This is a genomic window from Stenotrophomonas sp. FR010, assembly GCF_047520755.2.
Classification (GTDB): domain Bacteria; phylum Pseudomonadota; class Gammaproteobacteria; order Xanthomonadales; family Xanthomonadaceae; genus Stenotrophomonas; species Stenotrophomonas sepilia.
The window spans coordinates 36,001-61,775 of sequence record NZ_JAXBQT020000016.1 but is presented as its reverse complement, the minus strand read 5'-3'; the positions used below and the strand labels follow the sequence as shown (position 1 = coordinate 61,775).

The following is a 25,775-nucleotide window of genomic DNA, read 5'->3' as shown; positions in this document are numbered from 1 at the left end:
CGTTCGGAAACGTGGCCCCAGCTGGTGTGCTCGATCACGCCCGGCAGCGAGAGGTAGTGGGACCAGGCGACGGCGTCGGACGCCCGCAGGAGGGGCAATCGCGCGGGCAGGGCATGCTGGGGCACCTTCGCCAGTGTCGGCGCTCGGGCCCGCGAAATGCAAAAGGCCAGATCATGGACCTGGCCTTTGATGCAGTGGTGCCGGTGAAAGGACTCGAACCTTCATGGGGTCACCCCCGGCTGATTTTGAGTCAGCTGCGTATACCATTCCGCCACACCGGCAGGCAGCGTGCGAGTGTAACCGAGGTCGGCAGGCGATGCATAGTAGGAGGGCCTATGAGGGCGGTTCCTGTCGGCATTGGCCCCTTGATAGCTATACTCCCAGCGTGCAATTGCCTCCAGGAGCGGTAGCCGATGACAGTGTTGCAGGACCTGAGGGTGCTGGTGGTCGAGAACGACGAAATGAGTGCGGCCCTGCTGCAGATGCAGCTGGTGCATGCCGGTGCGGTCGTGGTTGGCCTCGCAGCGAGCGTGTCCGAAGCCCTGCAGCTGCTGGAGCAGAGCACCCCGGACGTGGCCCTGCTGGATTACCGGCTGGCCCGCAACGAGACCAGTGAACCAGTGGCTGCAGCGCTTTCATCGCGTGGCATTCCGTTCGTGCTGGCCACCGGGATGCTGGCCGAGCAGCTGCCGGCGCCGATGTTGGCCGGCCTGCTGCTGGTCAAGCCGTACCTGTCGGCTGATCTGTCACGCGCGCTGGCGCGAGCGGTGGGTCGCTCCAGCGTCAAGGCCTGAGCCGTCCGCCACGGACCGGCAGGGGGATACTGCCGACGGCTGAATGCTCGCGTCTGCGATGTTCGGCGGCAACCCCTGATCCAGGAACCCCGCCCAGGCGGGGTTTTTCAATTGCGTCCGGCGCTCAGCCCGCTTCCTCGTACACGTAACGGATCTCCTCGCGGTCGTCGAGGATGCGGTACTGGCGCGCCAGGTCATCCGGTTCGGGGTTGAGCCAGGCGTCGAGGTGTTCCTTGCGGATCGGCACTACGCCGCGGTCATGCCCGGCAGCGGCGACGTCGCTGGGAGGTGCGTCGGTGATCGTGGCAAACGACAGCAGGCGGCCTTCCGGTCCTTCCCATTCCGCCCAGAGGCAGGCCAGCAACAGGTCGCGGGGCGGATCGGGACGGAATTCGAGTACCACGTCCTGTTCCTTTTCGTTGGCACCGAGGGTGCGGCCGGCGATGGCGTGGCGGGGCACGTGCTCGTAGAACGCCTGCACCACCACTACGCCGTGGCGCAGTCCAAACGCACCCCGCCAGTAACCTTCCAGGCTGTCGCGCCGCGCATTGTAGGTGCCGGGGTAAAGCACGTCGTTGCGCGCCGGCTTGTCCGGCAGCCGGCACTGGTAGCGCATCGGCCTGATCACGCGCTGGCCGTTCTCGCTGACCATCACCGGTGCGTAGGTGCCGGGGAAAATGCGGTTGTCACGCGGCAGCAGCTGCACCCGATGCAGGTCTTCCAGCCGGGCCTGTGCGCGCTCGATGCGGTTGCCGGCCACGCGCAGGTCGTTGCGCGCCTTCTGCGTGGGCCGGGTGGCCAGCGTGGCATGGGCAATATCGCGTCGTTCGCATTGCCGGGCCAGTTCGGCCTCCAGGGCCTGTCGCTCCTGCGCATGCCATTGCTGGATCTTCGCCACGATGTCCCGCCCCTGTTCGGTACGCGCACCGGCGAATCCGTCATCCATCGCCTTCGGGGTCTTCGGCCGTTTCTTGCCCGGATCGTGTGCGTACAGTTCGGCGAAGTCCTCCAGCGACAGGATGGCGCCGAACTCGCGTACCAGTTTGGCGTAGTCAGCGCGGATCAGGGCGGAATAGCACATGGGACTCTGTGGGCCTGGGTCGCAGCGGCTGCGACGTGGATGCGGCAGGATAGCCCGACCCATCCGGAGATGCCGCATGAATGGTTCCATCACCTGCCAGTTCCGCGAAGCCGTACCCACGGTCGAGGACTACTGCCAGTTGCGCGTGCTCGCAGGCCTCAGCGCCAAGTCCCGCGAAGCAGCCGCCCGCGCGCTGCCCAATACGCTGTTCGGCGTATGTGCCTATCAGGGCGCTGAGCTGGTGGCGATGGGCCGTATCGTCGGCGATGGCGGCTGCCACCTGCAGGTCTGTGATATCGCGGTGCTGCCGCGATTGCAGGGGCAGGGCCTGGGCAAGGAGGTGATGCGGCGGCTGGACGGCTGGATGCAGGCCAACCTGCCGCCGTCGGCTTACGTCAGCCTGCTGGCCGATGGCGAGGCGCATCGGCTGTATGCACAGTTTGGTTTCGCACCGACTGCGCCGGCATCGATCGGGATGTATCGGCGGTTCTGAGCCGTGGGCGGAGTGAAGTCATCTACGCGCAGGGCGGTTTGATGGCAGATCGCGGGCAAAGAAAAACCCCGGCCGAAGCCGGGGTTTTCAAGAATTGGCGTCCCCACGGGGATTCGAACCCCGGTCGCCACCGTGAAAGGGTGATGTCCTAGGCCTCTAGACGATGGGGACGCACGAAAACTTCAAGTTGTAGATCCTTCGACGGCCTAATGTCGAAGTGGTGGAGCCAAGCGGGATCGAACCGCTGACCTCCTGCATGCCATGCAGGCGCTCTCCCAGCTGAGCTATGGCCCCATGAAACTCTGGATATCTGCCAGGAGCAGAGTCCGTCTTGAAACTGGCGTCCCCACGGGGATTCGAACCCCGGTCGCCACCGTGAAAGGGTGATGTCCTAGGCCTCTAGACGATGGGGACGCACGAAAAACTTCAAGTTGTAGAACTTTCGACGGCCTAATGTCGAAAGTGGTGGAGCCAAGCGGGATCGAACCGCTGACCTCCTGCATGCCATGCAGGCGCTCTCCCAGCTGAGCTATGGCCCCGTATTACCGAGCCGCCTATCATACCTGCGTGTTCACGTTTGTGGAAGCTTTTTTCGAACTTTTTTCGTCCCGGTTCAACCTTCGCCACCAAGGGCAGGGGAACCGCAACGCCACAACCTGAATGCCGGTAGGCGGTGAACAAAAAAGACCCGGTTATCGGCCGGGTCCTCGTTGTTCGTGATGAGTGGCGTCCCCACGGGGATTCGAACCCCGGTCGCCACCGTGAAAGGGTGATGTCCTAGGCCTCTAGACGATGGGGACGCAATTCTCATCAATGTTCTTTAGCGACCTTTCGACGGCCTAATGCCGAAAGATTGGTGGAGCCAAGCGGGATCGAACCGCTGACCTCCTGCATGCCATGCAGGCGCTCTCCCAGCTGAGCTATGGCCCCACGTCGCTGAGGAGCGAAATAATAGCCTTGCTCCAGAGGGTTGGCAAGCATTTGTTGCACTTTTCTTCACGTGCGTTGCGAGGGGGGGGCGACGATCGCACGTACTCAGTCGGCGCCGTCGGTCAGCGCCGCCAGGATCGGGCACTGATCCAGGGTGCCGTGGCCGGGGCAGGCGTCGACCAGCTGCGAGAGCGCGCTGTGCATGCGTTGCAGTTCAGCCATGCGCTGCGCGATGTCCTGTAGGCGGGCCTGTGCCGCGTCGCGCACGCTGCCCATGTCCTGCGGGTGGCGATCACTGAGTGCCAGCAGTTCGGCGATTTGTTCCAGGCTGAAGCCCAGCGTCTTGGCGCGGCGGATGAAGCGCAGCCGGCGCAGGTCCTGCTCACCGAAGATGCGGTAGCCCCCGGCCGAGCGTGCCGCGGTGGGCAGCAACTGCTGGCGCTCGTAGTAGCGCACGGTATCGATCGGTACGCCGGCCTGGCGCGCCAGTTGACCAATGTTCATGGCGGATTCCTGCGGATGCTGCCGGTCATTCTGAAGCCTTGAGTGCAGTCCAGGGTCAAGCTCCCGCCGCTGACGGCGCATTCAGCGCACTTTGCAACTTTCTTCATAGCCCCGCCGTCGTGGCAGTTCCTACCCTGCGCCTGAACCGGCCGCTGGATGGCCCGCAACGAACCGAGGAGATGCTCTGTGGAAGGATTCAGGAACGAAGGATTCGTAGAGGTCGCGGTGGTCGAGTACCCGGGAGGCGACCCGTCGGCCGCCTCTGTGCTGACCGAAATGGCACATGTCGCCAACCGGCTTGCCCAGCAGCAGCGTCGCCCGTTCAAGCGTGTCCTGGTGACCCGCTGGGTCGTGCCAGCCAGCCAGACCGGCGTGCATCGCATTGCCGGCGCGGAGATGCTCGAGGCGGACATTCCCGCCGTGATCGCCGTGCCTGGCCAGATCAGTCAAGGCGTCTGCCTGCGCGCCGATGAGGTCCTGCTGGATTGGCTGCGCGCGCATTACGATGGCGGCAGTCTGCTGGCAGCTGCCAGCGATGGTGTCAGCATGCTGGCACGCGCGGGTCTGCTTGCCGGGCGCACCGTCAGTGGGCCGGACCTCGGGCGCCATCCGGGCCTGCAGGGGCAGTCGGCCAGCTGGGTGCCCAGTGAGCGCGCGCTGGTCGACGACGGTGATCTGCTGACAGTGGCCGGTTCCCAGGCCTGGCGCTTCCTCGCCCTGCGGCTGCTGTACCGGCTGCACGGCCAGGGCGTAGCGAGTTCCGTGGCGCAGCAGTTGGGGATCACGGTGCCCGCGGCGATCCAGCAGGATCTGGAGCGTTTCAGTGCCAACTTCGCCCACGGCGATCGCGACGTACTGAAGGCGCAACGCTGGCTGCATACCACCGCTGCGCGTGGGGCCACGCTCGGAGCGATCTGCGAGGTTTCCGGACTGGAACCGCGGACTCTGCAGCGGCGCTTCCTGAAGGCCACCGGCCTGCGTCCGATCGAGTATTGCCAGCGGTTGCGTATCGCCAAGGCGCAGACATTGCTGCAGCAGGGGGCGGGTATCGATGAAGTGGCCTGGGGCGTGGGCTATGCAGACCAGAGCGCATTCCGCCGCCTGTTCCTGCGCATTGTCGGAATGACGCCGGCCAACTATCGCCGGCAGGTCAACAACAATCGGCGCGAACGACCGCTGTTGTCGTCGGTGGCGGGCAGCCTGCGCGGGCTGCAACCGGCGCCTGGCATGCAGATGCCGCGCAGCGCGGCCTGAAGCCGGCGTTGGGCGTCGCACTTGCAACCTGGGCGCGACGCTTTGACCATGCAGGCAACGAGATGATGGGACAGGTGGGTTGATGTCGAGTGTTGGACCGGTGCCGATGCCGGTGGTGCTGATCCTGATGTGCGTGCTGCTGGCCATGGCGGTGGCACACCTGTGGCCGCGGCCGAAGGACGGGATGGCAGTGCCTTCCGGGGCCAGCCTGGTCCTGGACATGTTGCTGATCGGCCTGCTGTGTGGACGCATCAGCTTCGTGGCCTTGAACTTCGCGCTCTACCGTGAGGCCCCCTGGAGCATCCTGCAGATCGCCGACGGTGGGTATCACCTTGCAGTCGTGCTGGTTGCGGGCCTGGCGTGGGGCACCTGGCGGCTGCGGTTGTGGCGCGCGTTACGTGCGCCGGTGTTGGCGGGGGCGCTGGTGGGTGTGGTGCTGTGGGCGGCGGGCAGCCACCTGCTGGCAACATGGCAGGAGCAGCGGATGCCGCTGCCGGCGGTACAGGTGGCCGATCTGCAGGGGCGCAGGATCGATCTGCAGCAGTTCCGTGGCAAACCGGTGGTGCTGAATCTCTGGGCCAGCTGGTGTGGTCCCTGCCGTCGCGAGATGCCGGTACTGGCATCCGCACAGCAGACCCACACTGACGTGCAGTTCGTGTTCCTCAACCAGGGGGAAACCCTGGACGAAGTGAAGGGTTTCATCGCATCCGAACAGCTCTGGCTGGGCAACGTATTGCTGGACGATACCGCGTCGGCGTCAACCGTGCTGGGTGTACAGGCCTATCCGTCGACGCTGTTCTTCGACGCCGAAGGCCGCCTGCGTGAACTGCACCTTGGCGAACTGACGGCGGCGGGTCTTGAACACAAACTGCGCCGGCTGCGGTAGCCTGCGCGGGCATCTCACTACGGAGTTCCCATGTTGTCGACTTCCCTGCGCATCGCTCCGGCGGTGCTGTTGCTGCCGGTCATGCTGGCATTGGCCGCCTGCAGCCAGGCCCAGACCCCGCCGGGCAAGGCGGCCGCGCCGGCAGCGAGCGCTCAAGCCCCAGCGGCCAAGGGCGAGCGCCCCGCAGTGCTGAAAGGCATCGAGAAGCACGGTTTTGAAGTCGTTGCCGAGTTCGATGCACCGGGTGGCCTGCGTGGATTCGCTGGCGTGGTGGGCGGGCAGCAGCCGGCCGCAGCCTATGTCACCGCCGACGGCAAGCATGTGCTGGTAGGCAGCCTGTTCGATGCCGAGGGCAACGACGTGGCCGCCGAGGCGGTGGAGAAGCTGGTCGCAGCACCGATGTCGGCCAAGATGTGGACCAAGCTGGAGGCCAGTGCCTGGGTGCGTGACGGCAAGGCCGATGCGCCGCGCGTGGTCTATACCTTCAGTGATGCCAACTGCCCGTACTGCCACAAGTTCTGGGAAGCGGCGCGTCCGTGGGTCGACGCCGGCAAGGTGCAGTTGCGCCACATCATGGTCGGGGTGATTCGCGAGGACAGCCCGGCCAAGGCTGCGGCCATCCTGTCTGCGCGTGACCCGAGTGCGGCCTTGCTGGAAAACGAACACCAGTTCGACCGTGGTGGCATCAAGGCCCTGCCGAGCATCAGCCGCGAGATCGCCGCCAAGCTCGACGCCAACCAGGTGCTGATGATTGAAATGGGCTTCCAGGGCACGCCGGGCATCCTGTTCCAGGATGCACAGGGCCAGGTGCAGCGTCGCGCCGGCCTGCCACAGGGCGCTGACCTGCAGACGGTGCTGGGCCCACGCTGATCGGCACCCATGTCGTGATGCGACACCACAGGCCCGCATGGCAGCATGCGGGCCTGTTGCGTTTCGTCACTTGTGCGGGTGATGCAGGCTGCGCACCACCTGTTCGTCGTCACGTCTGAATCGTGACTGACATCAAGCATCGCGCCTTGATTCCAATCAAGGCCAAAAACGACAGGCGGATTAGCCTGTGACGCATGGAATACAGCGTCAACGCGCCAGGGATGCCGCGCCTGACACGCCCTGAACCGGGGCAGTCGGCACAGCCATTCACGACGTTCTCACTCCCTGGTTGTTACCCAGACTGCTGCGGTCGCCACCTCTCCGGCAGTGCGGCCCTGATGGCGTCGATATCGGTACGGGCGGGGCAGTGTCATCGTCCTGTTGCCTGCCACGCGCAGGCTGGCCGGTGTCGTCGACGCAGTACCCGCATTTCCAGCAACGGCAACGCAACGTCGGAGCTGCGCCTGCGCGCGCGCCGTCAGTGCGCTGCGAATGTTCGTCCAGGGAGGATGCAATGCGCTTTGCGGTACTGAGTCTGGCCTGCCTGACCGCGCTGGCGGTCACGCCAGCATATGCGCAGCAGAATGGCCAGGAGGATGCGCACGCATTGCGCCAGGAAATCGCTGCCATGCGGCAGGCACTGGAGGGCATGCAGAAGCGCCTGGATCAGCTCGAACAACGCGAGGGCGCTGTCGCGGCCGCTGCGCAGGTAGCGGCGCCGGTGACACCACCTGGCAGCAGCGCCAACCTGCTGCATCCCACCCAGGTGCCGGGTGTGGCGCAACCGGTGCTGCCGCAGCGCGAATCGGTGGCCGATCCCTCAACGGCGGCCTCGCGTCCCGACAGCGCTGCTGGGCCGACCGACCCGGATCTGAAGGGCTTCTTTGCCATTCCAGGTACTGACACGGTGATCCGCATTGGCGGCTATGCCAAGCTCGATGCGATTGCAGATTCGCGTGCGGCCGGTGACGAGGATCAGTTCATCCCTTCGTCGATGCCGGTGGGCGGCAGCCATCGCGATGTTTCCAATTTCAACATCCACGCCAAGCAGACCCGCTTCAGCTTCGAGGCGCGGCGCCCGACCACGCACGGCAACCTGCGCTTCTACCTGGAGAATGATTTCTTCGGCAGCAGCGATGGCTACGCGTTCCGCCTGCGCCACGCGTATGGCCAGCTTGGCAATACCTATGCCGGCTACGGTTACTCCAGTTTCATGGACCCGGACAGCCTGCCCGACACGCTCGACTTCGCCGGTCCCGGCGGCGCCGGCTATCTGCTGGTGGCCGGCATCCACCACAGCTTCGCGATGGGCAAGGGCAACACCCTGACGCTGGCCGCCGAAGACCCCAAGACCGAACTGGCCGGTGCCAGTGATGAACGGGCCGCAGTGAACCGGCTGCCGGATGTGACCGTGACCGCACGCATGGAGCGTGACTGGGGCCATCTTCAGCTGGGCGCGGTGGCGCGCAGCCTGGCCTATGACGGTGAGGGCGAGCGCGACCGGCGCATGGCCGGCGGCCTGCAGTTCAGTGGCTCGGCATCGGTAGGCGAGCGCGATCTGTTGCTGTTCGGCGCGCTCGGCGGGCGCGGCCTCAGCCGCTACACCGCGGACCTGACCGGCTCCGGGCTGGACGCGGTGGTCGGTGCCGATGGCCGTCTCGACGCGCTGGACCTGCACGGCGGCTTCGTCGGCTACACGCATTACTGGTCCGAGCTATGGCGTTCGAACCTGATCTTCGGCCAGCTGACCCTGGAGCGGAACGCGGCACTCGCTGCCGACGCCTTCCGGCAGAGCCGATACGGCGTGTTCAACCTGATCTGGAGCCCGGCGCCGTCGTGGACGATGGGCATGGAGCTGCTGTACGGCCGCCTGGAACAGCAGGGCGGCGCGCGCGGCGACACGGTCCGGGTGCAGGGCAGCCTGCAATACAACTTCATCAAATAAGCGCCAGCGGCGTTACGCCAGCGCAACCGTCCCCACGCCCGGCCGCACCGGGCTCATGCCAGTACAGGAGATTGTCATGGCAGAAGCAAAGAAAATCGGGGTGGTCGGAGCCACCTTCCTCGTCGCCGGCAACATGATGGGCTCAGGCGTGTTCCTGTTGCCGTCCAGCCTGGCCAAGATCGGTACCGCATCGATCTGGGGCTGGCTGATCACCACGGCCGGTGCGCTGTTGCTGGCCTTCGTATTCGCCAAGCTGGGCAAGCTGGCGCCGAAGGCGGGCGGTCCGTATGCCTATGCGCGTGACTGGTTCGGGCCTTACATGGGCTTCCAGACCAATACCATCTACTGGTTCGCCAACTGGATCGGCAACGTTGCCATACCGATTGCCGCGGTGGGCTACTTCAGCTACTTCTTCCCGATCCTGTCCGAGCCGCTGGTGCGCTGCATCGCGGTGCTGATCCTGGTGTGGGCGCTGAGCTTTGCCAACGTGATCGGCCCGGCCTTCGTCAGCCGTGTGCAGACGGTCACCACCAGTTTCGCGCTGGTGCCGATCCTGGGCATCGCCATTTTCGGCTGGTTCTTCTTCGATGCCGACATTTTCAAGGGCGCCTACAACGTGTCCGGTGAGTCCAACTTCGGTGCGATCTCCAGTGCCGCGGCACTGACCCTGTGGGCTTTCATCGGTGTCGAATCGGCTTCGGTCACGGCTGGCGTGGTCGAGAACCCGGAGAAGAACGTGGCCCGTGCCACTCTGGCCGGTGTGTTCCTGGCTGCCATCGCCTACATCGCCAGTTCCTCAGTGATCATGGGCATGGTGCCCAATGGCGAGCTGCAGACCTCCGACGCGCCGTTCGCGCTGGCGGCGGCCAAGGCGGTCGGCGGCTGGGGCGGCGCGCTGGTCAGCCTGTGCGCCTTCATCGGCGCCGCCGGTTCGCTGGGCGGCTGGATCCTGCTGACCGCGCAGAGTGCCAAGGCGGCCTCGGATGATGGCCTGTTCCCGAGCATCTTCAGCAAGACCAACAAGGACGACGTGCCGGTCAAGGGCGTGCTGATCGTGGCGGTGCTGATGACCCTGGCGGTGCTGGTGACGTCCACCTCGGAAACCGCGTCGGCCCAGTTCGACGTGATCACGTCGGCGGCCGTGGTGCTGACCCTGCTGCCCTACATCTACTCGTGCGTGGCCTGCTACTTCGTGGTCGAGCGTTCGCACACCCTGGTCCATACCGGTGCGTTCTGGACCCTCACCAGCCTGACCGTCGTGTACTGCCTGTGGGCGATCTACGGCTCGTCGGGAACCATCGTGCAGTACGCCTTCCTGTTCGTGCTGTTCATCACCGTGTTCTATCCCTTCTTCAGCGAGGAGCGCCGTCAGCAGCGGCAGCGCGCCCGCGAGGCATCGGCCATCAGCGCCGGCGCCCAGCGTTCCTGAGTTCGACAAGGAGAATCAACGTGTACTTCAAGTCCCTGGACTACCCGGTCATTGTCATCGACAACGACTACGAGTCGCCGCGCATCGGCGGCATCCTGATCCGCGCCCTGGTGGAAGAGCTGCGCAGCAACGACCAGCGGGTGCTGTGCGGGCTGAACCTGGATGATGCGCGCGCCGGAGCCCGTACCTACGTGGCGGCCTCGGCGGTGCTGATCTCGATCGATGGCAGCGAAGAGGTGGATGGCGAGTTCCAACGCCTCACCGCCTTCCTGCGCGAGCAGAGTGCGCGCCGCGCCAACCTGCCGGTGTTCCTGTACGGCGAGCGCCGCACCATCGAAAAGGTGCCGAGCAAGCTGCTCAAGTACATCCACGGCTTCATCTTCCTGTTTGAAGACACCAAGAGCTTCATCTCGCGGCAGGTGATGCGCGCGGCCGAAGACTACATGAAGAATCTCTTGCCGCCGTTCTTCAAGGCGCTGATCCATCATGCGGCAGAGTCGAACTACTCCTGGCATACGCCGGGCCATGCAGGCGGCGTGGCATTCACCAAGTCGCCGGTCGGCCGTGCGTTCCACCAGTTCTACGGTGAGAACACCCTGCGCAGCGATCTGTCGATCTCGGTGCCGGAGCTGGGCTCACTGCTGGATCACACCGGCCCGATCAAGGATGCCGAGGAAGAGGCGGCGCGCAACTTCGGTGCCGACCATACCTTCTTCGTCACCAATGGGACCTCCACCGCCAACAAGATCGTCTGGCATGGCACGGTGGCCCGCGGCGACGTGGTGTTCGTCGACCGCAACTGCCACAAGTCGCTGCTGCACGCGCTGATCATGACCGGCGCGGTGCCGGTGTACTTCACCCCAAGCCGCAACGCACACGGCATCATCGGCCCGATCAGCCTGGATCAGTTCACACCGGAATCGCTGCAGCAGCGCATCGCCGCCAACCCGCTGGCCAGCCAGGCCTACAAGGCCGGTTCCAAGCCGCGCATTGCGGTGGTGACCAACTCGACCTACGACGGCCTGTGCTACAACGCCGAGAAGATCGCCGACGAAATCGGCAGCGCGGTCGACTTCCTGCACTTCGACGAAGCCTGGTACGCCTACGCCGCGTTCCATCCGTTCTATGAGAACCACTACGGCATGGCCAAGGGCAAGCCGCGCGAGCAGGATGCGATCATCTTCACCACGCATTCCACCCACAAGCTGCTGGCCGCGTTCTCGCAGGCGTCGATGATCCACGTACGCAACTCGGCGCAGCGCGACCTGGATGCCGAGCGCTTCAACGAGTCGTTCATGATGCACACCTCGACCAGCCCGCATTATGGGGTGATCGCGGCCTGTGACGTGGCCTCGAAAATGATGGAGGGCGAGGCCGGCCGTTCGCTGGTGCAGGAAATGCATGACGAGGCGATCGCCTTCCGCCGCGCGATGCTGCACGTGCGTGACGACCTCGGGCGCGACGATTGGTGGTTCAGTGTCTGGCAGCCGACCAAGGTCGAGCGCAGCCTGGACAAGGGCGATACGCCGGCTCCGCTGGTGGCCAAGCGCGAGGAGTGGTACCTGCAGCCGGATGCGCACTGGCACGGCTTCGAGAATCTGGTCGATGACTACGTGCTGATCGACCCGATCAAAGTGACCCTGCTGACCCCGGGCCTGGCGATGGACGGCAGCATGGGCAAGCTGGGCATTCCGGCGGCGGTGCTGAGCAAGTTCCTGTGGGGCCGCGGCATCACTGTGGAGAAGACCAACCTGTATTCGGTGCTGTTCCTGTTCTCGATGGGCATCACCAAGGGCAAGTGGAGCACGCTGGTCACCGAGCTGATGGCCTTCAAGGAGCTGTACGACTGCAACGCGCCGTTGAGCCAGGCATTGCCGACGCTGGCGGCGGACTATCCGATTGCCTACGCTGGCTGGGGACTGCGTGACCTGTGCGATGCATTGCACGCGTTCAACCAGGAATTCGAGGTCGCCAAGGTGATGCGCGAGATGTACGTGGATCTGCCAACGCCGGTGATGACCCCGGCCGATGCCTACAACCACCTGGTGAAGGGCAAGATCGAGCGGGTCGACATCGAGCAGCTCAGTGGTCGCGTTGCGGCGACCATGCTGGTGCCGTATCCGCCGGGCATTCCGACCATCATGCCGGGCGAGCGATTCGGCGACAGCGACGAGCCGATCATCCAGTCACTGCGTATTGCCCGTGAACAGAATGCGCGTTTCCCGGGCTTCGAGTCGGATGTGCACGGGCTCATCATCGAGCACGATGGCGATGTGACCTCGTACAGGGTGGAGGTGCTGAAGGCCTGACCGGGGACGGTCGGCCCTTCGGCGAGCGATGGATACCGCGCGCGAGCAACGCATCCTGAAGTTCTCCATCGGGGTGACCATCGCGGTGAGCGCGGTCGGCTTCATCGGTGGCCTGCTGGTGGGATCGCAGGCCATCCTGTTCGACGGCGTGTACAGCCTGGTCGACGTTGCCTTGACTCTGGTTTCGTTGTCGGTACTGCGGCTGGTGGCGCGGGAGCAGAGCCCGCGCTTCCAGTATGGCTATTGGCACCTGGAGCCGATGGTCGAGGCACTCGGTGGGGTGATCCTGTCGCTGGCCTGCGTGTACGCGCTGGCCAACGCGGTCATCGGCTTGACCACGGGCGGGCACGAAGTGAAATTCGGGCCCGCGCTGTGGTGGGCGGCGCTGCTGAGTGCCTGCAACCTGGCAATGGCGACGTTCGTCGCGCAGCGTGCGCGGCGCCTGCGCTCGGCGTTGTTGTGGCTGGATGTAAGAGGCTGGCTGCTGGGTGGATTGATGAGCCTGGCGGTGGTGCTGGCCTTCGTGCTGGCCCTTGTCCTGCATGGCGGCAAGTGGCACCACTGGGTCCCGTACCTGGATTCGATCGTGCTGGCGTTGATCAGCCTGGCGGTACTGCCAGTGCCGGCGCGCAGTGCATGGAAGGCCATGCGCGAAGTGCTGCAGGTGGCGCCGGATGACCTGGACCGGCGCGTGCAGCAGGTAATGCAGGCATTCGTGTCCGAGCGTGGCTATGCCGGTTTCACCAGCCACGTGGCGAAGATGGGGCGGATGCGCTTCATCGAGATCCATGTGCTGGCAGACCCCGGTACGCCATTGGGCTCGGTGGGCGAGGTCGATGCGATGCGCGATGAGATCGCCGTGCGGCTGGATGCGCGGGGCAGCACGTTCTGGTTGACCATCGATTTCACTGCGGATCCGGCGTGGACGTAGCCCTGCCTCTTTCGCGCCGGGGCCTCGCCCGGCCAGGTTCTGTTCCCCTGTAGAGCCGAGCCCATGCTCGGCTGCCGTTCGCATGGAGCAGCCGGGCATGGGCCCGGCGATACAGCACGCTGCGATCGTTGCACACGGCGGACTGCTCTGTTGCGCCGGATGTGTTTGACCTGAACCTGGGTTGAGGTTGCAGACTGCAGCACAGTTCCACAACGCCTAGCGCAGGTAGTACTCCACCGGCACCACCAGTTCCTGTGGTGCCTTCAGTTCATCGGGAATGGGCGGCAGCGGCTGCGCGCGGCGGAAGGTCTGCAGTGCGGCGCCGTCAAGCATCGGCTGGCCACTGGACTGCTCCAACCGCAGGGCCAGCAGGCGTCCCTGGCGATCGATGCTGGCCCTGACCCAGGCAGTGCCCTGCTGGCGCCGTGAGCGGGCCGCAGCAGGGTAGTAGCGATAGCGCTCCAGCCGCGCCATCAGGCGGGCTTCCCACTGGTCGCTGGCGGCGCCGGCCTGGAAGTCCGCCGGTGGGGCGTCGGGAGCGGGCGGCGCGGCCGTGATCGATGCCGGTGCGGGACTTGCATCGGTCGCGGCCGCAGGCGGGGCGACCGGCAGGGCTTGCCGGCCAGCGCCACTGCGTTCGCTGGCGGCCACTTCGCCCTCGCGTGCGGCGGTGGGCTTCGGTGGAGGGGGCGACTTCGTGGGTTGGGATGCGCGCGCCTGCTGCGCCTGGCTGGGGGTGTCGGCCTGGCGTTCTTCCACTGGCTGCGGCGGCGTCGCCGGTGCCAGCAGGCGCAGGCTGATGCGCACGTCCTGCTCGGGCGGCGGCAGCAATGGCGGCGCGGCCACCCAGTGCACCAACAGCAGCAGGGGCAACAGGTGAAGCCCGATGCTGATGGCGATCGCCTGCCAGTGTTGGCCGCGCTCACTCATCGTCCAGCACCCATAGCAGGTCGGCGTCGGTCGCATCGACGGATGCACCGACTGAAGCGAGCGCGATCACCAGCGCTGGTGTGCCCGCTGGCAGGTAGCCCGGCATGCCAGTACCGCGCAGTACATGCCAGCGACCGGCCACCAGCAGCGCGGGTGCCGCGGCTCAGGTTGTGGGCGACGCGGTACAGGTAGGCGCGGCCATTGCTCAGCAGGCCACTGGCGGCGATTCTGACGACGCGCAGCCAGGTCTCCTGGACGACATCATCGGCGTCGCTGCGTTGCGGGAGCTTACGGCGGACATGGGCGTGCAGCGGCTGGTAGTGGGCCGCGCACAGCTGCGCGACATCCGTCGGTTCGACAGGCGTGGACACGGGGCGGGCGACAACTGGGAAAGGGAACAGCCCGCGGCGGCAAGGGCAGCGGCTACACCTTACAGCAAAAGAGAATCATTTGCATCCATGGGCGCGAGGCGCGGCATGCGTGGCCGACTGCGAGGTCAGCGCGGACGAAAGTCGCAGTGGATCTGCAGGGCTTCGGTGGGGTTGTGATGCAGCTCGAAACCGCAGTGCTGGAGGCTGCGCTTCACCCGGGCGATCGCTTCGGCATGGCGGGCGGTGCGACGCTGCTGCCAGCGCGGCGGGGTGAACACGCCCAGTGGCAGCAGCCGCAGCCGCTTGCCGTGCAATACCACTGAGACATCGATATGACGGCCATCGATGTCGTGGCCGTTGGCGCCGAAGATGGCATCGACTTCATCATGGCGCTGCGGATAGCAGGCGCGGAACACCGCGATGCCGAGCCAACGCACGCCACGACGGAAGCCGCCGAGCCGGCTGTGGCTGGGTTCGAAGCCGCGCGTGACGAGCAGGCCCAGCCCGGCAGGCAGCAATGCCTGCGCGTCGAGCAAACGTTGCAGCACTTCTTCTTCCAGCTGGATGCGGGTAGAGGGCCAGCGCGGTGCGATGAGCAGTCCGTGGTGGCTGCCGCGTTGCAGGGTCAGCATGGGTGAAGCTTCGCACGCGGGCGAACAGCCGGGGTAGTGCCGGCCGCTGGCCGGCAAATCTGTTGCCCGTCAGGTGCCGGCCAGCGGCCGGCACTACCGTGACGATCGTCAGAGGTCGCGGTACTGGATCTGCGAAGCCAGTACGCGCAGGCCATCGGCATTGCTGGACAGGATGCGCTCTTCGCCGATGCCTTTCTGCCGTTTCAGCTGGAAGCCCTGGTCTGCAGGCAGCTGTGCGGCGATGGCGTCCATGCGTTGCATGGCATCGGGGCCGCTGCAGTCGAAGTGGCCCCAGTAGGCGCCATCGCGGTGGATCTGCAATCGGTAGTTCATCGCGGTAGCTCCGGCAGGTCCTGCAGCCAATGGTCGAACATCGCGGTGGCGGCCGCGGCCAGTGGCGCGCCATAGCGACGCGCCTGCGTGCGCAGGTCGTTCGGATCGATGCCGGCCTGCGCCAGTTCCAGGGTGTGACCGATCAGCCAGCGCTCGAACTGGCGCGCGTCCAGCTCCGGATGGCATTGCAGTGCCAACGCATGGTTACCGATGGCAAAGGCCTGGTGGCGGCAGGCCGGCGTGCTGGCCAGGCGGCGTGCACCCGCTGGGAGTTCGAACGCCTCGCCATGCCAATGCAGTACCGGAATGCCCTGCAGGGCCTGCAGTGGCGAGCGCTGACCGTCATCGGTGAGCAGCAGTGGCGCAAAGCCGATCTCCTTGCCACCACTGGCGGCGACATCGGCACCGAGTGCACGTGCCATCAGCTGCGCGCCCAGGCAGATGCCCAGCGTGGGCCGCTGCTGCTGCAAACGCCCTTGCAACAGCGCGATGCTATCGTTGAGGAACGGGTAAACATCAACATCGTTGACGCTGATCGGGCCACCCAGCACCACCAGCAGGTCAGCCGCTTCGGCCGGATCGAGTGCATCTACACCCGCCTGCAGCACCTGCAGCTGCCAGCTCTGGGCCAGCAGCAACGGTTGCAGGGTGCCAAGGTCCTCGAAGGCAACGTGTTGCAGGACAACCGCGTGCTTCATGCCGGGGCTCCATTGCTGGGCCAGTAGAAACTGTCCGGGGTGGCGCGTGCGCCGAAGATGGCCTGGCCGACACGGACCACGGTGGCGCCTTCCTCGATGGCCACTTCGAAGTCGCCGGACATGCCCATCGACAGCTGCGACAGGTCGATGCCGGGTGGGGCGGTACGCTGCAGCTGCTCGCGCAGTTCGCGCAGGCGCACGAAGCACGCGCGCACACGTTCGACTTCGGGAGTGAAGATGGCCAGAGTCATCAGGCCACGCACGCGTAGCCGGTCGAAGACTGGCAGCTGCTGCACGAATGCCTCGACGGCAGCGGGTTCCAGTCCGTACTTGCTGGGTTCGGCGGAGGTGTTGACCTGCACGAAAACATCCAGCGTGCGGTCTTCCAGCTGCAGGCGCTGCTGCAGCGCTTCGGCCACGCGCAGGCTGTCAAGCGCCTGGAACTCGCTGGCGAAGCGCGCCACGTAGCGCGCCTTGTTGGTCTGCAGATGCCCGATCACCGACCAGTGCACGCCCAGATCGGCCATCGTCTCGGCCTTGCGTTGCGCCTCCTGCACCTTGTTCTCGCCCAGCTCGCGGCAACCGGCGGCCACCGCCATGCGGATGCGGGCGTCATCGACGGTCTTGCTGACCGGCAGCAGGCGCACGCTGGCCGGGTCCCGGCCGACGCGGGCACACGCATCGGCGATGCGTTGGCGCACCGTGACCAGGTTGGCGGCGATCTGTTCAACAGACTGGGCGACGGGCCAGTCGGCGGCGGCAAGGGGCATGCGGGCACCTCCAATGCAGGGCGGCCAGGGTGGGATACACTGGCACAGGACAAGAATTATTTTGGCATAGGACAAAATGAAAATCACCGGGCATAGCGCCGAGTCGATCTTCGACAGCATCCGCGATGGCATCGGCAAAGGCCGTCTGCCGGCCGGCAGCGTGCTGCCGCCGGTTCGCGATCTGGCCGATCAGTTGGGGGTCAATCGCAACACCGTGGCCGCCGCCTACAAGCGATTGGACGCGGCCGGCCTGGCCAGCACCGCAGGCCGGCGCGGCACGGTGGTGCGTGGCCTGCCGCCGATGCTGGCGCGCGAGGGCAGTACGCCGGGGTTGGCGCTGCAGGACCTGGCCGGTGGCAACCCGGATCCGCGCCTGTTGCCCAGCCTGCGCCTGGCCGCGGCGGCACCGCGGTTGTATGGCGTGGGCACGGTCGACCCGAGGTTGCAGGCGTTGGCACGCGCCTCGCTGGATGCGGATTGCCCCGAGGGGTACGCGCTGGAGCTGACCCATGGCGCGGTCGATGGCATCGAGCGCCTGTTGGCGGCATGGCTGCTGCCGGGCGATCGCATCGCGGTGGAGGATCCATGCTTCCTCGGTAGCCTCAATGTGCTCAATGCCGTCGGCCATGCGCCGTTGCCGGTGACGATGGATGCGCATGGCATGCAGGTCGAATCGCTGCGACAGGCGCTGGAGGCCGGTGCACGCGCGGTGCTGTTGACACCACGGGCGCACAATCCGACCGGGGCCAGCCTGGATGCGAAGCGGGCACGGGCGTTGCGCCAGCTGCTGGCGGCCTATCCGCAGGTGGCGGTGCTGATCGATGACCACTACGCACTGCTCTCGCAGCAGGCCTACCACTCGGTACTGCCGCTGGATGGCCGGCGCTGGGCGCTGCTGCGTTCGCTGTCCAAGCCGCTCGGCCCCGACCTGCGCCTGGCCTGGCTGGCCTGTGATGACGAGACCGCGATGCGGTTGCGGTTGCGGTTGGCGTCCGGCATCGGCTGGGTCAGTCATCTGCTGCAGGATGCCGCCACTTCGGTGCTGGCGTCGGCGCCGCAGCGGGCGAAGATCGCCTCGGCAGGCGAGCGGTACCAGCAGCGCCTGCAGTCGCTACAGGAACTGCTGCGCGCGCGTGGTGTGCCGACGCCGTTGCCGATGGAGGGATTGAACCTGTGGCTGCCGTTGCCGGCCGACAGCCATCCACAGGTACTGGCGCTGGCTGCGCGCGGATGGCATGTGCGTGCTGGCGAAGTGTTTGCGGTGGCTGCACCAGGGCATGGCCTGCGCATCACCTGCGCGGCGCTGGGGGCGGCGCAGCTGCGGCAGCTGGCCGATGACCTGGCGGCGGTGTGTGGGGTATAGCGCCCAGCCATGCTCGACGCTACTTCACCTTTGTAGAGCCGAGCCATGCTCGGCTGCTGTTGCTAGAAGCAGCCGAGCATGGCTCGGCGCTACAGGGGCGAAACAAAGTCGAGCATGGCTCGACGCTAGAAGCAGATCAGGGCGCGGCGTTGGCGCCGGGGCGCACGTAGTAGGACTGGCCACTGTCATCGACGAACATCAGCTCCGGCTTGCCCTGCCAGGACGTGAGCATGGCGCCGGTATTGTTCTGGTGCTTGACCATCAGGCTGGCGCCACGGTCCGGATTGGCGACGACCTTGAAGACTTCGGTGGTGCCGGTGGCATCGTCCAGAGTGAGCAGGGCTTCGCCCCCGCGGTCGCTGGTGCCATAACCGCCGCGCTCGGACCCGTCGGGGCCAAGCAGGATCAGGCCGGACAGCGCGGTTGCACGCGGTCCTTGGGTGCGGCCCCTGCTGAGGGGGTCCGGCACCGGCGCGCCGAGGATCAGCCGTGGTTGGCCAGTGCCATCGTGGATGACCAGGCCGCGCGCTTCGATGATCCGCTCAGGCGATTGGCTGCGATGCAGGCTCCAGGCGGTCCAGCCGGAAACGAGCAGGGCAAGGGTCGAGACCACCAAGGTGGTCAGCAGCAGCACACGGGGCATCGGGTCGTCCTTCCTTGGATAGGCCGACGATAGCGGATGCCGGCGGGCAAAGGCCAGTTCGTTGTGTGACGATCTGTATCGTCAGTGGAAATCGCGGCTGTGGCTGCGCAGTCCCTGCAGCAGCTCATCCAGGCAGTGCATGCGCTGCACGATGACATGCTGCACGCCATCAACGCGCTCCAGGCGGCCATCGATCTGCATCAGCTGGGTGTCGACCAGCACCCGGTGCTGGCGGTCGGCCAGGTGGCGCCAGACCACGGCGTTGACCATGCCGGTCTCGTCTTCAAGGGTGAGGAAGGTAACGCCACTGGCGGTCTGTGGCCGCTGGCGCATGCGCACCAGTCCGGCGATGCGCACACGGCGGCCGTGGCCGTGCCCGGCCAGCTGTGCGGCATCCAGGCAGCCACGACTGCGCAGCTGCGCGCGCAGGAACGAGATCGGGTGGCGGCCGAGGGTGGTGCCCGTGCTGCGGTAGTCGGCCTGCATGTCCTCCCAGGCGCTGGGCAGTGGCAGGGGCACGCGTGCTTCGGCAGTGGCACGGGCCTGGTCGAACAGCGGCAGCCGGTTCTCTACGCCCGAGATATCCCAGCGTGCACGATGGCGATGGCCGCTGAGCCCGCGCAGTGCCCCGGCATCGGCCAGCAGGCCCTGCTGGCGGCGGTCCAGCGCGGTGCGCTGGCACAGGTCGCCGACGTCGTCGAACGGGCGCCGCGCGCGCTCGCGCATGATGGCCTGCACGGCATCTTCGTTGCAGCCATCGATCAGGCGCAGGCCCAGACGGATCGCCGCCGGCCCCCTGCTGAAGTCCAGCGTGCAGTCCCAGTCGCTGTGGCGTACGTCCACGGGAAGAACGGTAATGCCATGCCGCCGTGCGTCCTGCAGCAGCTGGTCGGGGCTGTAGAAACCCAGCGGCTGGCTGTTGATCAGGCTGGCAGTGAATGCGGCCGGGTGGTGGCATTTCAGCCAGCAGCTGTTATAGGTCAGCAGGGCGAAGCTGGCGGCGTGGCTTTCCGGGAAGCCGTAATCGCCGAAGCCCTTGATCTGCTCGAACAGGTGCTCGCCGTATTCGCGACTGAAGCCGTTCTCCAGCATGCCGGCCAACAGCTTCTCGCGATGCGGTTCCAGCCCGCCACGACGTTTCCAGGCGGCCATCGAACGGCGCAGGGCATCGGCCTGGCCAGGCGTGTAGCCAGCTGCTTCGACCGCCAGCTGCATCACCTGTTCCTGGAACAATGGCACGCCCAGCGTACGCGCGAACACGCGTTCCAGCTGCGGTGGGTAGAGCGGATTGTCCGGATCGTTCAGTGCCTCCGGGCCCTGTTCGCGCAGGATCCGCCGCCGCTCCAGGTAGGGATGCACCATGTCGCCCTGGATCGGCCCGGGGCGCACGATCGCCACTTCGATCACCAGGTCATAGAACGTGCGCGGCTGCATGCGCGGCAGCATCGCCATCTGTGCGCGCGATTCGATCTGGAACACGCCGATGGTATCGGCGGCGCAGATCATGTCGAAGGTTTTCGCATCCTTGGGCGGGATGGCATCCATGCGCCCTTCGTGCAGGCCATGCTGTTTCAGCATCGCCAGGCACTTGCGGATGGCCGTGAGCATGCCCAATGCCAGGCAGTCGACCTTCATCAGGCCGGTGGCATCCAGGTCATCCTTGTCCCACTGGATGACGGTGCGGTCGGCCATCGCCGCGTTCTCCACCGGTACCAGGGTCGACAGTGGATGCTCGGAGATGACGAAACCGCCCGGGTGCTGCGACAGGTGGCGCGGAAAATCGATCAGCTCTGCGGTGAGTGCCAGCAGGCGCCGCATCAACGGCGTGTCCGGATCGAAGCCACGCTCGCGCAGGGTTTCCGGCAGCGGGATGTTGCCGCCCCAGTGGTCCATCGCCGCGCCCAGTTCGTTGACCTGGTCCATCGGCAGGCCCAGTGCGCGGGCCACGTCGCGGATCGCGCTGCGGCCACGGTAGCTGATCGCCACCGCGGTCAGTGCGGCGCGCTCGCGGCCGTAGCGCTTGAACACGTACTGCAGCACCTCCTCGCGACGCTCGTGCTCGAAGTCGATGTCGATATCCGGTGGTTCGTCGCGCTCGGCGGAGATGAAGCGCTCGAACAGCAGGTTGCTGCGTGCCGGGTCGATCTCGGTCACGCCCAGCACGAAGCACACCGCCGAGTTGGCCGCTGAGCCACGGCCCTGGCAGAGGATGTCCTGGCTGCGCGCAAAGCGCACGATGTCCTGCACGGTGAGGAAATACGAGGCGTAGTTCTTCTGCTTGATCAGCGCCAGTTCGTGCTCGATCTGCGTGCGTTGCTTCGCTTCGATGCCGCCTTTCCAGCGCCACCGGATGCCGCGCTCGACCAGCACGCGCAGCCAGCTGTCCGGATCGTGTCCTTCGGGCACCAGCTCGCGCGGATAGGTGTACTGCAGCTGTTCCAGGGTGAAGTGGCAGCGATCGGCGATGCGCAGGGTTTCAGCCAGCAGTTCGGGCGGATACAGCTGGGCCAGCGCGGTACGCGGGCGCAGGTGGCGCTCGCCATTGGGAAACAGGCGCCAGCCGGCCTCGGCCACGCTGCAGCGGTGGCGGATCGCGGTCAGTGTGTCCTGCAGGGCACGGCGACGGCGCACGTGCATGTGCACATCGCCACTGGCGACCAGGGGCAGGCGGTGGCGTTCGCCGAAGGCCTGCAGCTGCTGCAGGCGGCGTGCATCATCGTGTTCGCGGTGCAGTTCCACCGCCAGCCACAGCCGATCATCGAAGCCGGTGCGTAGCAATTCAAGATCGGTGGCGGATGGCTGCCGGTCCAGCCACAGGCACAACAAACCGTCGGGCAGGCCGAGCAGATCGTCGCGCAGGCAGCGGTATTCGCCCTTGGCAGCCCGCCGCCGACAGGTCGTGATCAACTGGCACAGCCCGGCATAGGCGGCCTGGTCGGTGCACAGCAGGGCCAGCTTCGGCCCGTCCTCGACCTGGAATTCGGCGCCGACGATCAGCGCCACGCCATGTGTCTTCGCTGCCTGCCAGGCGCGCACGATGCCGGCCAGCGAGCATTCGTCGGTGATCGCCAACGCGCGGTAGCCCTGGCCAGCGGCGCGCGCGAACAACTCTTCGGCGATCGAAGCACCGCGCTGGAAACTGAAGGCCGACAGGCAGTGCAGTTCGGCGTAGCCGGGCAGTTCGCTGTGCATGGCGGCTCAGCCGAACCAGCCGTGCAGCATCCACGGCGCATGCGGATCGTTGCGCGCGCGGAAGGCCCAGCCGCGCTGGCCATGCGCGGTTTCCACCACGTAGTAGTCGCGGCGCGCGTCAGCCTGGTCCCACCAGCCCGATTCGATCCGCTCCGGCCCGGCGATGATGCGCAGGCGCGGGTCACGCAGCGGCTGTGGAGCGTCCAGCAGCCAACCGGGGCGCAGTGGCCAGTATGCCGGTGGCCTGGCTGCTGGCTGGGTGCCGCTGGCGCGTTCGGGGCGATGGTCGGCCTGCACTGCCAGCGGCTGCACGGCGTCATCGCCGAGCCGCGCGCGCAGGCGCTCACGCAGCTGGTTCCACGGCATCGCCTGCGCCGGACGGGTATCGAACAGGTCACGCGCGGCGGGCACGAACGGCGGCAGCTGTTCGGCCTGTAGGCGCAGTGCGCGGCTGCCGGCCGGCAGGGCGAACGCTTCCATGCGGTTGCGCGCGATCTCGAACAGCAACGCGGGATCGCGTTCGGGCGCCAACAGGCCGATGGTCAGCACGCTGGCCGGCAACAGGTCATGCTCGAAATGCAGGTCGAAGCGCTGCACGCCGCCATCGCGCGAACACAGGAACGCGGCCAGGTCGAGCAGCAGGCGGCGCAGCGGGAACAGCAGGGCCTGGCTGGATTCGATCTCGTATTCGAATTCGATGCGCGCATCGAAACGGTCCGGTGGCTGGTAGTAGCGCAATGGCGCGGTGGGCAGCCCGCGCAATGCATCCAGCTGCTGCAGGACCTCGGGGGCGAAGCGCCGGGCCAGGCTGTCGCGCGGCAGCTTGAGCACCGCGCCCAACGTGCGCAGGCCGGAACGGCCAAGCACCGTCACCGCCTCGCTGGGCAGGCCGCAGCGCGCCAGGGGCAGCTGCGCCAGCGCCGCCGGCAGCTGCTGCGCATCAAGGCCGAGGCCATCGTGGACGTTGGCCAGCACGCGCGCGGCATGTGGGGTAGGCGCGGCCACCAGGCGATGGCGGAAGCCGAGTTCGTGCAGTTCGTTGCGCAGGCGCTGCTGGATCGTCAGCCAGTCACCGAACAGGGCGCGGCTGGCACCGATTTCCAGCACCAGCGCATGCGGAAAATCGAGGCTGACCTGCGAGCTGTAGGCATAGGCCCAGCTGGCCAGCAGCTGCCGGGTGTGCTGTTCGGCATTGGGGTCGTAGTCGTGCAGGTGCATGTCCTGCACCAGTACCTGTGCAGCCGACAGCAGCATGCCCGGGCGCAGCCCTGCTGCACGTGCCGACGGGCTGACCGCGCGCAGCACGCGACGCTGCGCAGGCCCCTGCAGCAGTACCAATGGCCGCTGTGGGTCGGGCTGCAGGCGCAGCACGCTGTCCAGCGCCAACTGCGGCAACAACAGGCAGGCCCAGTGCATGGCGCGTCCTCAGTGGGCGATGGCCAGCGGCAACGGTTGTGCCGGCGGCAGGCCGCCACGGCACTTCAGCACCCGCACCTGGCCGTGGTCGAGCTGCAGGCGCAGGCTGGCCGGGGAAGGATTGCGCGCGGCCTGCGCCTCGCGGAACACGAAGCCCAGGCACTGGCCGCTGTCGGCGGCCACCTGCAGGCGGCGCAGGGCGCGGTCGTCGGCTTGATGCGGCCAGCACAGTACCGCCGCGCAGGCCGCAGAGCGCAGGCACTGTTCGGCGGCCCACAGTGCCTGCTTCGGCGTGGCCTGGATGACCTGCAGCTGGGCCAGTTCCAGCCCGGCCGCTGCCCAGGCCGGAGCGTGCGGGCGATAGGGCGGAGCGACCAGCACGATCGGGCGGTCGCGCTGGCTCAGCCTGGCCAGTGCCGGCCAGACCAGCGCCAGTTCGCCAACGCCGGGCGCCGCCTGCAGTATCTCGCACAGCCCGCTGGCCGGCCAGCCGCCGCCGGGCAGGCGTGCATCCAGTGCCGGATGGCCGCTGGCCAGATGGTCGCTGGCGGGGCCCTGGCGGGCCGGGCCACGCCACAGCTGGCGCCCGTCCAGCAGCCGGTCGAGGGCGACGACGGCACCCATCAGTCAGCCCTCCAGGGGAGGCGCCGGGCGGGCTGGAAGCGGCAGGAACGGGCGGAAACGGCGGGCATGGCGCGAGTATCGACGGGCCGGTATCAGGGGCTGAGACCAGACATGCTACTCGCGTTGTAAGTAGAATTACTAATGAAATCGGAGGGTCCGGTTTCAGGTTGCTGAAGGGGAAAGCATCCACGCATGGCGTGGATCTACTGGAGAGAGCCCCGGCAAATCCATGCCGCAGCCTGGTAGATCCACGCCATGCGTGGATAGCGGTAAAGCGCGGTGCCGACCAAGGTCGGCACCCACCCGGCATGGCCCGGCGCTACCCGGGGATGCCCCTGGTTACGGGCGCACCGGCAGCGCCACCGGGCGCAGCGGCGCGGCATCGCCACCGCGGATCTTCAGCGGGCCGCCGATGAAGGCGAATTCGTAGACCTTGTCGCGGGCCAGTTCGTCCAGCGCCACCAGCTCGATGATCGGCGCACCCTGCTGTGCCAGCAGGTAGGTGTGCAGCGGCACGTAGTCGTCGGACACCTCCGAAGGGAAGGTCTCGAAGCTGAGGTTGTCGGCACCGACGATCATCGCGCCGCCGTCCTCGACCAGGAAGCGTGCCGCGTCCAGGCCCATGCCCGGCGGGTTGGCCATGTAGGCCCTGGGCTGCTCGAACAGGCGCATGCGGCCGGTGCGGATCAGCACCACGTCGCCCTGCTGCAGTTTCACCTTCTGGCGTGCCAGCGCATCCTTCAGGTCCTGGCGGGTGACGCGGTAGCTGTCCGGCAGCATGTCCACGCCCTTGGCGGCGGCCACGTCGATCAGCACGCCACGCGCGATCAGCGGCGGGAACTTCTCGATGCCGGTGACATTCCAGCCACGGTCGCCGAGGTGCTTGTCGGCCTCGAAGCCGTTCCAGATCTTCCCGTGGATGCCGAAGTGGTTCAGCGCATCGATGTGGGTGCCGGTGTGGCTGTACATCGAGAACGCGGTGCCGGTGTAGCTGCGGGTGAGGTTCACGGTTTCGCCCACGCCCATCGGATCATCCATCACCGTGCCGCGCGGGGTGTGGGTCATCCAGAACTGGTAGTGCGGGTCGCCGGCATCCTGCCAGCTGGGCATGCCGACGTAGTATTCGGTGGCCAGGTCATAGGCCTTGCCGCCGCTGACCCGCGACAGGATCGCGGCGCGCGAGGCTTCGGTGATCAGGTTGAGGCGGCCGATCTCGTCCTTCGGCCCCCAGGGGCTGGTGCCGACCTGCTGGCCGGAGGGAACGCGTTCGTGTGCGGACACGGGGGTGGAAGCGGCGGTGGCGGCCAGCAGCAGGGCCAGCGCGGTGGACAGGGTACGTGGGGTCATGGGGAGTCTCCTTGCAGGGTGGGGGAGGGC

Annotated in this window: 22 protein-coding genes, 7 tRNA genes and 2 pseudogenes; 10 read left to right on the top strand and 21 right to left on the bottom strand. The window is 66.7% G+C overall.

What is annotated here, in order from left to right:
- Positions 1-195: 195 nt before the first annotated feature.
- Positions 196-281, bottom strand: a tRNA-Leu gene (locus ACM0PK_RS15250).
- Between the two features lie 132 nt (positions 282-413).
- On the opposite strand from ACM0PK_RS15250, the gene ACM0PK_RS15245 reads away from it, so the two are divergent.
- Positions 414-794 (top strand): response regulator, encoded by a 381-nt coding sequence (locus ACM0PK_RS15245; protein ID WP_180883996.1) that lies wholly within the window; start codon positions 414-416, stop codon positions 792-794.
- 124 nt (positions 795-918) lie between these two features.
- Here the strand turns inward: ACM0PK_RS15245 and ACM0PK_RS15240 are convergent, their stop codons facing one another.
- A complete protein-coding gene (locus ACM0PK_RS15240) occupies positions 919-1,875 on the bottom strand; it encodes an SOS response-associated peptidase family protein (protein WP_414607632.1) in 957 nt (318 codons plus the stop codon).
- Positions 1,876-1,951: 76 nt separating this feature from the next.
- On the opposite strand from ACM0PK_RS15240, the gene ACM0PK_RS15235 reads away from it, so the two are divergent.
- Positions 1,952-2,368 (top strand): GNAT family N-acetyltransferase, encoded by a 417-nt coding sequence (locus ACM0PK_RS15235; protein WP_053500686.1) that lies wholly within the window; start codon positions 1,952-1,954, stop codon positions 2,366-2,368.
- Positions 2,369-2,463: 95 nt separating this feature from the next.
- On the opposite strand, the gene ACM0PK_RS15230 is transcribed toward ACM0PK_RS15235, so the two are convergent.
- The 7 genes from ACM0PK_RS15230 to ACM0PK_RS15200 form a co-directional block, all read right to left on the bottom strand.
- Positions 2,464-2,539: transfer RNA gene (locus ACM0PK_RS15230), tRNA-Glu, on the bottom strand.
- A 47-nt stretch (positions 2,540-2,586) separates the two neighbouring features.
- Positions 2,587-2,662 (bottom strand) — tRNA-Ala (locus ACM0PK_RS15225).
- Between the two features lie 44 nt (positions 2,663-2,706).
- Positions 2,707-2,782 (bottom strand) — tRNA-Glu (locus ACM0PK_RS15220).
- Positions 2,783-2,831: 49 nt separating this feature from the next.
- Positions 2,832-2,907, bottom strand: a tRNA-Ala gene (locus ACM0PK_RS15215).
- Positions 2,908-3,092: 185 nt separating this feature from the next.
- Positions 3,093-3,168: transfer RNA gene (locus tag ACM0PK_RS15210), tRNA-Glu, on the bottom strand.
- 54 nt (positions 3,169-3,222) lie between these two features.
- Positions 3,223-3,298: transfer RNA gene (locus tag ACM0PK_RS15205), tRNA-Ala, on the bottom strand.
- Positions 3,299-3,403: 105 nt separating this feature from the next.
- A complete protein-coding gene (locus tag ACM0PK_RS15200) occupies positions 3,404-3,802 on the bottom strand; it encodes a heavy metal-responsive transcriptional regulator (RefSeq protein ID WP_049415383.1) in 399 nt (132 codons plus the stop codon).
- Between the two features lie 186 nt (positions 3,803-3,988).
- Between ACM0PK_RS15200 and ACM0PK_RS15195 the strand changes: the two genes are divergently transcribed.
- The 7 genes from ACM0PK_RS15195 to ACM0PK_RS15165 all read left to right on the top strand — a co-directional run bounded on the left by ACM0PK_RS15195 (position 3,989) and on the right by ACM0PK_RS15165 (position 13,426).
- Complete coding sequence (locus tag ACM0PK_RS15195; RefSeq protein WP_049415382.1) at positions 3,989-5,056, top strand: GlxA family transcriptional regulator; 1,068 nt, start codon at positions 3,989-3,991, stop codon at positions 5,054-5,056.
- Between the two features lie 82 nt (positions 5,057-5,138).
- On the top strand, positions 5,139-5,942 hold the full coding sequence (locus ACM0PK_RS15190; RefSeq protein WP_032954270.1) for a redoxin family protein: 804 nt from the start codon (positions 5,139-5,141) through the stop codon (positions 5,940-5,942).
- A 30-nt stretch (positions 5,943-5,972) separates the two neighbouring features.
- A complete protein-coding gene (gene dsbG, locus ACM0PK_RS15185; protein ID WP_053499661.1) occupies positions 5,973-6,812 on the top strand; it encodes a thiol:disulfide interchange protein DsbG in 840 nt (279 codons plus the stop codon).
- A 514-nt stretch (positions 6,813-7,326) separates the two neighbouring features.
- Positions 7,327-8,757 carry a DcaP family trimeric outer membrane transporter gene (locus ACM0PK_RS15180; protein ID WP_065196105.1) on the top strand — a complete coding sequence of 477 codons (1,431 nt, stop codon included), beginning with the start codon at positions 7,327-7,329 and terminating at the stop codon, positions 8,755-8,757.
- 76 nt (positions 8,758-8,833) lie between these two features.
- Complete coding sequence (gene adiC, locus ACM0PK_RS15175) at positions 8,834-10,186, top strand: arginine/agmatine antiporter (RefSeq protein WP_005410068.1); 1,353 nt, start codon at positions 8,834-8,836, stop codon at positions 10,184-10,186.
- A gap of 20 nt (positions 10,187-10,206) precedes the next feature.
- A complete protein-coding gene (locus tag ACM0PK_RS15170; protein ID WP_414608015.1) occupies positions 10,207-12,495 on the top strand; it encodes an Orn/Lys/Arg family decarboxylase in 2,289 nt (762 codons plus the stop codon).
- A gap of 28 nt (positions 12,496-12,523) precedes the next feature.
- Positions 12,524-13,426, top strand: a complete 903-nt coding sequence (locus ACM0PK_RS15165) for a cation diffusion facilitator family transporter (protein ID WP_005417104.1) — start codon at positions 12,524-12,526, stop codon at positions 13,424-13,426.
- 216 nt (positions 13,427-13,642) lie between these two features.
- Here the strand turns inward: ACM0PK_RS15165 and ACM0PK_RS15160 are convergent, their stop codons facing one another.
- The 7 genes and pseudogenes from ACM0PK_RS15160 to ACM0PK_RS15130 form a co-directional block, all read right to left on the bottom strand.
- Complete coding sequence (locus ACM0PK_RS15160) at positions 13,643-14,356, bottom strand: energy transducer TonB family protein (protein ID WP_005417103.1); 714 nt, start codon at positions 14,354-14,356, stop codon at positions 13,643-13,645.
- A pseudogene (locus ACM0PK_RS15155) lies at positions 14,349-14,519 on the bottom strand (ChaN family lipoprotein); the annotation flags it as partial. The gene ACM0PK_RS15160 and the pseudogene ACM0PK_RS15155, both read right to left, overlap by 8 nt.
- A 1-nt stretch (position 14,520) precedes the next feature.
- Positions 14,521-14,727 (bottom strand): annotated as a pseudogene (locus tag ACM0PK_RS15150) (RNA polymerase sigma factor); the annotation flags it as partial.
- Positions 14,728-14,852: 125 nt separating this feature from the next.
- Positions 14,853-15,359, bottom strand: a complete 507-nt coding sequence (locus ACM0PK_RS15145; protein ID WP_005417100.1) for a hypothetical protein — start codon at positions 15,357-15,359, stop codon at positions 14,853-14,855.
- A gap of 108 nt (positions 15,360-15,467) precedes the next feature.
- The gene (locus ACM0PK_RS15140) at positions 15,468-15,692 is read right to left on the bottom strand and encodes a hypothetical protein (protein ID WP_005417095.1); all 225 of its coding nucleotides are present in this window, start codon (positions 15,690-15,692) and stop codon (positions 15,468-15,470) included.
- Positions 15,689-16,390: a glutamine amidotransferase gene (locus ACM0PK_RS15135; RefSeq protein ID WP_005417093.1), complete on the bottom strand. Its 702-nt coding sequence runs from the start codon at positions 16,388-16,390 to the stop codon at positions 15,689-15,691. Before ACM0PK_RS15135 ends, ACM0PK_RS15140 begins: the two co-directional genes overlap by 4 nt.
- Positions 16,387-17,160, bottom strand: a complete 774-nt coding sequence (locus tag ACM0PK_RS15130) for a YggS family pyridoxal phosphate-dependent enzyme (protein WP_065185754.1) — start codon at positions 17,158-17,160, stop codon at positions 16,387-16,389. Before ACM0PK_RS15130 ends, ACM0PK_RS15135 begins: the two co-directional genes overlap by 4 nt.
- Before the next feature lie 76 nt (positions 17,161-17,236).
- Here ACM0PK_RS15130 and ptsJ point away from each other — a divergent pair, with 76 nt between their 5' ends.
- A complete protein-coding gene (gene ptsJ, locus ACM0PK_RS15125; RefSeq protein WP_414608014.1) occupies positions 17,237-18,523 on the top strand; it encodes a MocR-like B6 salvage transcription factor PtsJ in 1,287 nt (428 codons plus the stop codon).
- A gap of 136 nt (positions 18,524-18,659) precedes the next feature.
- Here ptsJ and ACM0PK_RS15120 read toward each other — a convergent pair whose 3' ends face one another.
- From ACM0PK_RS15120 to ACM0PK_RS15100, 5 genes are all read right to left on the bottom strand, one after another.
- Positions 18,660-19,166, bottom strand: coding sequence for a hypothetical protein (locus ACM0PK_RS15120; RefSeq protein WP_069138254.1), 507 nt, complete (start codon positions 19,164-19,166; stop codon positions 18,660-18,662).
- Positions 19,167-19,247: 81 nt separating this feature from the next.
- Positions 19,248-22,358, bottom strand: a complete 3,111-nt coding sequence (locus ACM0PK_RS15115) for an error-prone DNA polymerase (protein WP_072167457.1) — start codon at positions 22,356-22,358, stop codon at positions 19,248-19,250.
- Positions 22,359-22,364: 6 nt separating this feature from the next.
- Positions 22,365-23,774, bottom strand: coding sequence for a Y-family DNA polymerase (locus ACM0PK_RS15110; protein WP_065178507.1), 1,410 nt, complete (start codon positions 23,772-23,774; stop codon positions 22,365-22,367).
- Between the two features lie 9 nt (positions 23,775-23,783).
- Positions 23,784-24,398 carry a translesion DNA synthesis-associated protein ImuA gene (imuA, locus tag ACM0PK_RS15105; protein WP_072167458.1) on the bottom strand — a complete coding sequence of 205 codons (615 nt, stop codon included), beginning with the start codon at positions 24,396-24,398 and terminating at the stop codon, positions 23,784-23,786.
- Positions 24,399-24,737: 339 nt separating this feature from the next.
- Positions 24,738-25,745, bottom strand: coding sequence for a cyclase family protein (locus ACM0PK_RS15100; RefSeq protein WP_414608101.1), 1,008 nt, complete (start codon positions 25,743-25,745; stop codon positions 24,738-24,740).
- Between the last annotated feature and the right edge of the window lie 30 nt (positions 25,746-25,775).

Coding starts and splice junctions, on each gene's coding strand:
- ACM0PK_RS15245 (WP_180883996.1), top strand. CDS start 414: ATGACAGTGTTGCAGGACCTGAGGGTGCTGGTGGTCGAGAACGACGAA.
- ACM0PK_RS15240 (WP_414607632.1), bottom strand. CDS start 1,875: ATGTGCTATTCCGCCCTGATCCGCGCTGACTACGCCAAACTGGTACGC.
- ACM0PK_RS15235 (WP_053500686.1), top strand. CDS start 1,952: ATGAATGGTTCCATCACCTGCCAGTTCCGCGAAGCCGTACCCACGGTC.
- ACM0PK_RS15200 (WP_049415383.1), bottom strand. CDS start 3,802: ATGAACATTGGTCAACTGGCGCGCCAGGCCGGCGTACCGATCGATACC.
- ACM0PK_RS15190 (WP_032954270.1), top strand. CDS start 5,139: ATGTCGAGTGTTGGACCGGTGCCGATGCCGGTGGTGCTGATCCTGATG.
- dsbG (WP_053499661.1), top strand. CDS start 5,973: ATGTTGTCGACTTCCCTGCGCATCGCTCCGGCGGTGCTGTTGCTGCCG.
- ACM0PK_RS15180 (WP_065196105.1), top strand. CDS start 7,327: ATGCGCTTTGCGGTACTGAGTCTGGCCTGCCTGACCGCGCTGGCGGTC.
- adiC (WP_005410068.1), top strand. CDS start 8,834: ATGGCAGAAGCAAAGAAAATCGGGGTGGTCGGAGCCACCTTCCTCGTC.
- ACM0PK_RS15165 (WP_005417104.1), top strand. CDS start 12,524: ATGGATACCGCGCGCGAGCAACGCATCCTGAAGTTCTCCATCGGGGTG.
- ACM0PK_RS15160 (WP_005417103.1), bottom strand. CDS start 14,356: ATGAGTGAGCGCGGCCAACACTGGCAGGCGATCGCCATCAGCATCGGG.
- ACM0PK_RS15145 (WP_005417100.1), bottom strand. CDS start 15,359: ATGCTGACCCTGCAACGCGGCAGCCACCACGGACTGCTCATCGCACCG.
- ACM0PK_RS15140 (WP_005417095.1), bottom strand. CDS start 15,692: ATGAACTACCGATTGCAGATCCACCGCGATGGCGCCTACTGGGGCCAC.
- ACM0PK_RS15135 (WP_005417093.1), bottom strand. CDS start 16,390: ATGAAGCACGCGGTTGTCCTGCAACACGTTGCCTTCGAGGACCTTGGC.
- ACM0PK_RS15130 (WP_065185754.1), bottom strand. CDS start 17,160: ATGCCCCTTGCCGCCGCCGACTGGCCCGTCGCCCAGTCTGTTGAACAG.
- ptsJ (WP_414608014.1), top strand. CDS start 17,237: ATGAAAATCACCGGGCATAGCGCCGAGTCGATCTTCGACAGCATCCGC.
- ACM0PK_RS15120 (WP_069138254.1), bottom strand. CDS start 19,166: ATGCCCCGTGTGCTGCTGCTGACCACCTTGGTGGTCTCGACCCTTGCC.
- ACM0PK_RS15115 (WP_072167457.1), bottom strand. CDS start 22,358: ATGCACAGCGAACTGCCCGGCTACGCCGAACTGCACTGCCTGTCGGCC.
- ACM0PK_RS15110 (WP_065178507.1), bottom strand. CDS start 23,774: ATGCACTGGGCCTGCCTGTTGTTGCCGCAGTTGGCGCTGGACAGCGTG.
- imuA (WP_072167458.1), bottom strand. CDS start 24,398: ATGGGTGCCGTCGTCGCCCTCGACCGGCTGCTGGACGGGCGCCAGCTG.
- ACM0PK_RS15100 (WP_414608101.1), bottom strand. CDS start 25,745: ATGACCCCACGTACCCTGTCCACCGCGCTGGCCCTGCTGCTGGCCGCC.